The organism is Pseudomonas brassicae (assembly GCF_010671725.1).
GTDB lineage: Bacteria > Pseudomonadota > Gammaproteobacteria > Pseudomonadales > Pseudomonadaceae > Aquipseudomonas > Aquipseudomonas brassicae.
This window is the reverse complement of record NZ_JAAHBU010000385.1, coordinates 1-8,428: the sequence shown is the minus strand read 5'-3', so window position 1 is coordinate 8,428 and position 8,428 is coordinate 1. Positions and strand designations below refer to the sequence as shown.

Below are 8,428 nucleotides of genomic sequence, written 5' to 3'. Positions count from 1 at the left end.
CGCTGGCAAACGTCGACTCGTTGCGCGCCTGGCCCAACGCCGACATCGGCCCGGCCAGCGGCGACAGCACCAGCGCCTGCGGGATCGGCATCATCGCCACCTGCTGCGCAGTGTTGGAGCCCACACGCTCGTCACGCGGCGGAATCCCGAAGTACTCGCGGTAGCACTTGGAGAAGTGCGGCGTGGACACGAACCCGCACACCGACGCCACCTCGATGATCGACATCGGCGTCTGCTTGAGCAACTGCCGTGCACGGATCAGGCGCAGCTTGAGGTAGTAGCGCGATGGCGAACAATGCAGGTACTTCTGGAACAATCGCTCCAGCTGGCGCCGTGACACCGCCACATACACCGCCAGCTCGTCGAGGTCGATCGGCTCTTCGAGGTTGGCCTCCATCAGCGCGACGATCTCCTGCAACTTCGGCTGGTTGGTGCCCAGCATGTGCTTGAGCGGCACGCGCTGGTGGTCCTGTTCGTTACGGATACGCTCATACACGAACATCTCCGAAATCGCCGCCGACAACTCGCGCCCATGATCACGGCTGATCAGGTGCAGCATCATGTCCAGCGGCGCCGTGCCCCCCGAGCTGGTAAAACGGTTGCGGTCCAGGGTAAACAGCCGCGTGCTCATGCTCACCCGCGGGAACGCCTCCTGCATCGAGGCCAGGCACTCCCAGTGCACGCTGCAATCGAAGCCGTCGAGCAAACCGGCACAGGCCAGCGCCCAACTGCCCGTGCATACCGCCCCCAGGCGCGCGACTGGCGCGCTGGCTCTGCAGCCAGGTCACATGCTCGCGGGTGACCGTGCGCTGGATACCGATGCCGCCACACACGATCACGGTGTCCATCGCCGGTGCCTTGTGCATCGCCGCATCGGGGGTGATCTGCAGGCCGTCGCTGGCCCAGACCTGGCCGCCATCCACACTCAAGGTGCTCCAGCGATACAGCTCGCGGCCCGACAGCTGGTTGGCCATGCGCAGTGGCTCGACCGCAGAGGCCAGGGAAATCAGCGTGAAGTTGTCCAGCAGCAGGAAACCGATGGATTGGGGTGTGCGGTTTTGGGTTGGGGTCCCGGAGTTGTACGACGTCATCGCGATCTCTCCTCACACAATGCAGGTTGCGCCTCAGGCACGGGCTTTTGTTGTCATGGCCCCGATTCGAGTGCAGGGGCTTTGCCAATCACAACGCAAATGCCATGCCCAAACTTGAATGGCCATCCAACAACTCCTGAAAACGACATCGCGAAGCGTCTATATAGCCGCCGCCGAAAGCCCTGGTTATAAACGCAAAAGCCCGGCCCAAAGCGTGTCCGTAGGACCGATCAGACGGGGTGAGAAGTCTGGTATCACTTGTGGGAAGGATGTCCAGAAACGACAACGCGCGGTGTCACCGCGCGCGAAACAAAGCCTGTTCTCAACAAGCTGTTCCCAGCCTTGAACGCTTGCGCCAAAAGGCGGCGCGCCGGTCACGGGCGTGGGCGAAAACGGCGCAGGCCGCTCAGCATTCGATGGCGCTCACCGCCAGGCCGCCACGCGAGGTTTCCTTGTACTTGTCATGCATGTCGGCGCCGGTATCACGCATGGTGCGGATCACCCGGTCGAGGGAAATGAAATGCTCGCCGTCACCACGCAGGGCCATCTGCGCGGCATTGATCGCCTTCACCGCAGCGATCGCGTTGCGCTCGATGCAGGGCACCTGCACCAGCCCGCCAACCGGGTCGCAGGTCAGCCCGAGGTTGTGTTCCAGGCCGATTTCGGCCGCATTCTCCAGCTGTGCCGGGCTGGCCCCGAGCACTTCGGCCAGGCCCGCGGCCGCCATCGCGCAGGCCGAACCGACCTCGCCCTGGCAGCCGACCTCGGCCCCGGAGATCGAGGCGTTCTTCTTGCACAGGATGCCCACCGCCGCCGCGCCGAGGAAGAAGTCCACCACGTTGGCTTCGCTCACCTCGTCGCTGAAGCGCATGTAGTAGTGCAGCACTGCCGGGATGATCCCCGCGGCGCCGTTGGTGGGTGCGGTGACCATGCGCCCGCCCGCGGCATTCTCTTCGTTGACGGCCAGCGCATACAGGTTGACCCACTCCATGGCACTCAGGGTCGAGCCGATCACATTGGGTTTGCCCAGCTCTTGCAGGCTGCGGTGCAGGCGCGCTGCACGGCGCCGCACATTGAGCCCGCCGGGCAGGATGCCTTCGTGCTTGAGGCCGCTTTCGACGCACGCCTGCATGGCCCGCCACAGGGTCAGGAGGCCGGCGCGAATCTCGGCTTCGCTGCGCCAGACCTTTTCGTTTTCCAGCATCAATTGCGACACGCGCAGGTCGTTTTGCTCGCACAGCGCCAGCAGCTCGGCGGCGCTGTTGAAATCGTAGGGCAGCACGCTGGTGTCGGCGTCCAGCACACCGCTGGCGGCCTGCTCGGCGTCCACCACAAAGCCGCCGCCCACCGAGTAATAGGTGTCGCGGTGCAGCTCGCCGTGGGCGTCTTCGGCGATCAGGGTCATGGCGTTGGGGTGGTACGGCAGGTTCTCTTCAAGCAGGCGCATGTCGCGGGCCCACACGAACCCGACCGGCAGGCGCCCGTCCAACAGCAGGCTGTCGGTCTCACGCAGCGCGGCAATCCGCGGGCCGATCTGGGTGGGGTCGATGGCGTCCGGCCATTCGCCCATCAGGCCCATGATCACGGCGTTGTCGCTGCCGTGGCCGATGCCGGTGGCCGACAGCGAGCCGTACAGGCGCACTTCGATACGCTGCACCCGCGCCAGCTCGCCACGCTCGCGCAGCCCCTGCACGAACAGGGCGGCGGCGCGCATCGGGCCGACCGTGTGGGAGCTGGAAGGGCCGACACCGATCTTGAACAGGTCGAACACGCTGATGGCCATGCCATGCACCTCTGACTGCTACGCTGAAAAGGCGGCAATCCGCCGGTTTCGCGCATCATCAGGCTTTTGTCCGCGGCCCCGGCGTCTACAACCGACGCGCTCTTGTCCAGCAACGCCGCCCGTTGCCGATGCGCTTTTTGCGCCGTTTTTTTGCGGTGCAGAGGCGCCACAACAGCGTTTATCCAGGCCGACAACTCTGTAAGCGACCTCACCGGCACTGGATACGACCCTGCCTGTACTGGATACGACGCACCCTGTAGGCGTTTGATTTTGGCTGTTAGATGATCGGTATCGACTCGATTGCACGGCACCTGTCCCGTGGGACATCCGAAAAAAAACCCAGGAGTCCATCCATGAAAGGTTCCCCCCCGCTGTTGCTCGCCGCGCTGCTGAGCCTGCCGGTGCTGGCCCAGGCCGTCGAGCCCGAGCAGTGTCACACCGTCAACTTCTCCGACGTCGGCTGGACCGACATCACCGTGACCACCGCTGTCACCAGCGCGGTGCTCGAAGCACTGGGCTACAAGACGCGCACCACCATGATCTCGGTGCCGGTGACCTACAAGTCGCTGGCCGACGGCAAGAACATGGATGTATTCCTCGGCAACTGGATGCCGACCATGGAAAACGACATCAAGCAGTACCGCGACGCGGGTACGGTAGAGACCGTGCGCGCCAACCTGGAGAACGCCAAGTACACCCTGGCCGTGCCCCAGGCGCTGTACGACAAGGGCCTGAAGAATTTTGCCGACATCGCCAAATTCAAGAAGGAGCTGGGCGGCAAGATCTACGGCATCGAGCCGGGCAACGATGGCAACCGCACCATCCAGAGCATGATCGACAAGAACGCCTTCGGCCTGAAGGACGCCGGCTTCAAGGTGGTGGAGTCGAGCGAGGCCGGCATGTTGTCGCAGGTTGACCGCGCACAGCGGCGCGGCACCGACGTGGTGTTCCTGGGCTGGGAACCGCACCCGATGAACACCCGCTTCAAGATGAAATACCTCGATGGCGGCGATGACTTCTTCGGCCCCGAATTCGGCAAGGCCACCGTGCTCACCAACACGCGCAAGGGCTACAGCCAGGAATGCAGCAACGTCGGCCAGTTGCTGAAAAACCTCTCCTTCACCCTGAACATGGAAAGCACCCTGATGGGCAAGGTGCTCGATGACAAGGTCAAGCCCGACGCGGCGGCCAAGGCCTGGCTCAAGCAGAACCCGCAGGTGCTCGACACCTGGCTGGCCGGCGTGACCACCGTGGACGGCAAGCCGGGCCTGGAGGCGGCCAAGGCCAAGCTCACACAGTAAGCACGCCCTGCGCCGGGTCGCGACGGCCCGGCGCAGGTTGTTTCCAATCCTTTGCAGGTGGACGCTCGCTATCATGCTGATCGATCAAAAAATACCCTTGGGCCAGCACATCGCGGCCTTCGTCGAATGGTTGACGCAACACGGCGCCAACTACTTCGACGCCTTTGCCGAAGCGCTGGAATTCATGATTCATGGTGTGACCGGGGCGCTGACCTGGTTCAACCCCTTCGTGCTGATCGGCCTGGTTGCCCTGATCGCTCACCTGATCCAGCGCAAGTGGGCACTGACGGTGTTCTGTGCCCTGTCGTTCCTGCTGATCCTCAACCTGGGTTACTGGCAGGAGACCATGGAAACCCTGGCCCAGGTGCTGTTCGCAACCTTCGTGTGCGTAGCGATCGGCGTGCCGCTGGGGATCCTGGCCGCGCACAAGCCGATGTTCTATACCGCCATGCGCCCGGTGCTCGACCTGATGCAGACCGTGCCCACCTTCGTCTACCTGATCCCGACCCTGACCCTGTTCGGCCTGGGCGTGGTGCCGGGGCTGATCTCGACGGTGGTATTCGCCATCGCCGCGCCCATCCGCCTCACGTACCTGGGCATCCGCGACGTGCCGCAGGAACTGCTGGACGCCGGCAAGGCGTTCGGCTGCTCGCGGCGCCAGCTGCTCTCGCGCATCGAACTGCCGCACGCCATGCCCAGCATCGCGGCAGGCGTCACCCAGTGCATCATGCTGTCGCTGTCGATGGTGGTGATTGCCGCACTGGTGGGCGCCGACGGGCTGGGCAAACCTGTGGTCAATGCACTCAACACTGCCGATATCGCGCTGGGCTTCGAGGCCGGGCTGGCGATCGTGCTGCTGGCGATCATGCTCGACCGTATCTGCAAACAACCCGACGCACCGGCAAGGAGTGAAGCATGAGCATTATTCGCTTCGAAGAGGTAGACGTAATCTTCTCCAGGCACCCGCGTGAGGCCCTGAGCCTGCTCGACCAGGGCCTCACGCGTGAACAGATCCTGAAGAAGACCGGCCTGGTGGTCGGCGTCGAGAAGGCCAGCCTGGACATCAACAAGGGCGAGATCTGCGTGCTGATGGGCCTGTCGGGCTCGGGCAAGTCGAGCCTGCTGCGCTGTATCAACGGCTTGAACACGGTCAGCCGCGGCAAGCTGTTCGTCGAGCATGAAGGCTCGCAGATCGACATCGCCCACTGCACCCCGGCGGAACTCAAGATGATGCGCACCCAGCGCATCGCCATGGTGTTCCAGAAGTTCGCCCTGATGCCCTGGCTGACAGTGCGCGAGAACATCAGCTTTGGCCTGGAGATGCAGGGCCGGCCGGAGAAGGAACGGCGCAAGCTGGTGGACGAGAAGCTGGAGCTGGTGGGCCTGACCCAGTGGCGCAACAAGAAGCCCGACGAGCTGTCCGGTGGCATGCAGCAGCGCGTGGGCCTGGCCCGGGCGCTGGCGATGGATGCCGACATCCTGCTGATGGACGAGCCGTTCTCGGCGCTCGACCCCTTGATCCGCCAGGGCCTGCAGGACGAGTTGCTGGAACTGCAGCGCAAGCTGGCCAAGACCATCGTGTTCGTCAGCCATGACCTGGACGAGGCGCTCAAACTCGGTAGCCGCATCGCGATCATGAAAGACGGGCGCATCATCCAGTACAGCAAGCCGGAAGAGATCGTGCTGAACCCGGCGGACGAGTATGTGCGCACCTTCGTCGCCCACACCAACCCGCTCAATGTGCTGTGCGGGCGCAGCCTGATGCGCACGCTGGACAAGTGCAAGCGCATCAATGGCTCGGTGTGCCTGGACCCGAGCGGTGATTCCTGGCTGGACCTGGCCGAGGGCAACACCATCAAGGGCGCACGCCAGGGCGCCAACGGCATGGCCTTGCAGAACTGGGCGCCGGGCGAGGCGGTCGAGGGGCTGGAGCGCAAGCCGACCCTGGTGAACGCGAGCATCGGCATGCGCGAAGCGTTGCAGATTCGCTATCAGACGGGGAACAAGCTGGTGCTGCAGGACGGCAACCAGGTGGTCGGGATACTGGGCGACAGCGAGCTGTATCACGCGTTGCTGGGCAAGAATCTGGGGTGATTTCACCGGCGCCTTCGTCGGCAAGGCCGGCTCCTCAGGAGCGGGCCTTGTGCAGGTCGCAGGGAACACCGGGGCGCTCCAGCGCAATCTGAATCCAAGCCAAAATGCCGATATCGCCACTCAGACAGGCCATGGCGTAGTCGGACTGCCTGGAATTTCCAAGTGAAACGACGCGGCGTGGATTGCCATGGTCATCCAACCAGGTCCTGGCTGAACATTAATCAATCCTTCAAGAAAATACGCCGTAGCAGTCCCATCGAGAATATCCGGCGCCCCTGAAGTGGCTCAACTCAATAGTTCTAAGCTAACATCACCCATCAGGAAAAACTCCTCAAACGCCTTCCGCCGCGGCTGCAATATCCCCTCGACAATAACCGCAAACAGCCTGCCCCTCAACTTTGAGAGTCATAGCCGCCCCTTGGGTTTTCCCAGCATTATAAGCTTGCTGTATAACTCCAATTTCAGCATGTGCAGTGGCCATATTTGCATTTGGCAACGGTTTACCAGATGACTCTATTTTTGTATTTACACGATCAGCTATGAGTGTCGGCTGGTCAGCTTTTGCTTGAGCGCCGGGCCTCGCCGTCTGGTTAACATCAGTGAACGCCTGACCACCAATCTTACCTTCCGCCGTTACTTTCGGAGCAGTAGCTTTTGCACCATCAACTCACAGAGGTAAGGCTCACGCCCTCGCTGATCACTATTTCCTCTGGGATCTCATCATAGACAAAAAAACTCATCACCCAAGTTTAAAATAGATAAGCAACAACCGTTATCAAACGAGAGTGCAACGCCTATCACTACGTCTTCTGCTAAGGAGTGCACAAGCGATGCTGACACTAACGTCCTTCCTACAACATCGGAGAAATAAAGCTCACCAGAGATACAAAAAATATCTTGCCTACCGTACTCACCTAGATCGCAGCTTAAAATCGGACTCAAAGAAAAACAGATAGACGCACCATCAGCTCCGCCATAGAGTTTCCCAATTCCAGAACTTTCAAACAGAAGGCCAACCTCTTGAGGGGCGCCGTCCCTCTCGGAAGAGAAAACATGGAATAGAGCATTTACTGACAGTAGTTTCTTCCCGAGCACTGTTAACAGCCAGGCAGTCATAAGTCGATGAGAATTCATTACCTGACGCCTCCCTTCAATGCACTCTGTACAGATGGATTCTGAGTTACCCCATCCTTCAAGATAGTAACGAACGTTCCATCAGGCTTGGTAACAACCACATCATTACCCTTAACTCTGAAAAACACATCACCCCGTGCGCCATTTGCTCCTTGCCCAGCAAAAGTCCCAGGGATTACTTTTTCAGGTTGCTGCCAACGTCATGAATTTTATCGAGTACCATTTTACGATCTGCTGGGCTAGCCGCATTGCCGCCGAAATCTTCAACGTGCTTACCGAGTTTTTTACCTATCTGCTTCGAATCTACCTTAAATGCTGCACCAGCACCTACACCACTTGCAGGAATAGATGTGGCACCAGGTTTTGGAAGAAGACCGGACACTTCCCCTTTTGCACCAACCAACCCATTACTGAAATCCCCAACCTTGTCCACGGCCTTCCCATTGGCCGTGACCGTCCCGGAATACTCCCCCCATACGCCCCATCAACGCTTTCCCACGCCGGGATTTTCGCCGCTACATCATCCGCCAGGCCCGCACCCGCAGCCGCCGCGCGCTTGGCCAGCAAGGCCCGCAGTACCGCCGGCGCGCCGGTGACCGCGAAGATTGCGTCCACATCCCAGGTCACGTCGTTGATACCGCGCCGTGCCACCACCGACACCCGCTCCACCAGCTCGTTGAACTGTGCCGGGCTGGTCGAGACCTCAGCCAGTTCACGCAGGTAGATCGCCGCCGTCTTCTCGCCGAACGGGTCCTTCCATGCCTGCGGCACCACTTCGGCCTCCGCAGCCCAGTGGCTGCAACTGCTGCAACTCCTGCAGGCGCTTTTGCTGGTCTTGCAGCAGGCGCTCCTGGCGTTCGCGAATAAGGTCGCGGTCACCTGGGCTTGGGGCCGACGCGGCAGCGGCGCACACGGGGAGCAGGCCCAGGCCGATGGCCAGCGCGCGAAAAAGAGTCACCCTCCTTGGGGGTCCATCACGTTGAAACAGGCGCGCCCGACGCCAGTGCTGGGCTGGGCTGGGCTGG

The 8,428-nt window shown here is 61.5% G+C and carries 5 protein-coding genes and 3 pseudogenes; 3 read left to right on the top strand and 5 right to left on the bottom strand.

Translation table 11 applies throughout. The features are described 5' to 3' along the window. Together gbdR and G3436_RS22315 are read right to left on the bottom strand one after the other, a co-directional pair. Positions 1-1,091, bottom strand: a pseudogene (gbdR, locus tag G3436_RS22320) (choline metabolism transcriptional regulator GbdR); the annotation flags it as partial. Between the two features lie 406 nt (positions 1,092-1,497). Then, complete coding sequence (locus tag G3436_RS22315) at positions 1,498-2,874, bottom strand: L-serine ammonia-lyase (protein WP_163949572.1); 1,377 nt, start codon at positions 2,872-2,874, stop codon at positions 1,498-1,500. A gap of 353 nt (positions 2,875-3,227) precedes the next feature. On the opposite strand from G3436_RS22315, the gene G3436_RS22310 reads away from it, so the two are divergent. The 3 genes from G3436_RS22310 (at position 3,228) to choV (ending at position 6,269) form a co-directional block, all read left to right on the top strand. Next, positions 3,228-4,175 (top strand): choline ABC transporter substrate-binding protein, encoded by a 948-nt coding sequence (locus G3436_RS22310; protein ID WP_163949569.1) that lies wholly within the window; start codon positions 3,228-3,230, stop codon positions 4,173-4,175. 70 nt (positions 4,176-4,245) lie between these two features. Further along, the gene (gene choW / locus G3436_RS22305) at positions 4,246-5,094 is read left to right on the top strand and encodes a choline ABC transporter permease subunit (RefSeq protein WP_217976829.1); all 849 of its coding nucleotides are present in this window, start codon (positions 4,246-4,248) and stop codon (positions 5,092-5,094) included. Next, complete coding sequence (gene choV / locus G3436_RS22300; RefSeq protein ID WP_163949564.1) at positions 5,091-6,269, top strand: choline ABC transporter ATP-binding protein; 1,179 nt, start codon at positions 5,091-5,093, stop codon at positions 6,267-6,269. Before choW ends, choV begins: the two co-directional genes overlap by 4 nt. Before the next feature lie 331 nt (positions 6,270-6,600). Here choV and G3436_RS29070 read toward each other — a convergent pair. From G3436_RS29070 to G3436_RS28355, 3 genes and pseudogenes are all read right to left on the bottom strand, one after another. Beyond that, a pseudogene (locus tag G3436_RS29070) lies at positions 6,601-6,906 on the bottom strand (cytidine deaminase-like fold-containing protein); the annotation flags it as partial. A gap of 824 nt (positions 6,907-7,730) precedes the next feature. Continuing rightward, positions 7,731-8,177, bottom strand: a complete 447-nt coding sequence (locus G3436_RS22290) for a hypothetical protein (protein ID WP_163949561.1) — start codon at positions 8,175-8,177, stop codon at positions 7,731-7,733. After that, a pseudogene (locus G3436_RS28355) lies at positions 8,116-8,428 on the bottom strand (hypothetical protein); the annotation flags it as partial. The pseudogene G3436_RS28355 and the gene G3436_RS22290, both read right to left, overlap by 62 nt.

Excerpts from the sequence above, each read along its gene's own strand:
- choV (WP_163949564.1), top strand. The coding sequence starts at position 5,091 with ATGAGCATTATTCGCTTCGAAGAGGTAGACGTAATCTTCTCCAGGCAC.
- G3436_RS22310 (WP_163949569.1), top strand. The coding sequence starts at position 3,228 with ATGAAAGGTTCCCCCCCGCTGTTGCTCGCCGCGCTGCTGAGCCTGCCG.
- G3436_RS22315 (WP_163949572.1), bottom strand. The coding sequence starts at position 2,874 with ATGGCCATCAGCGTGTTCGACCTGTTCAAGATCGGTGTCGGCCCTTCC.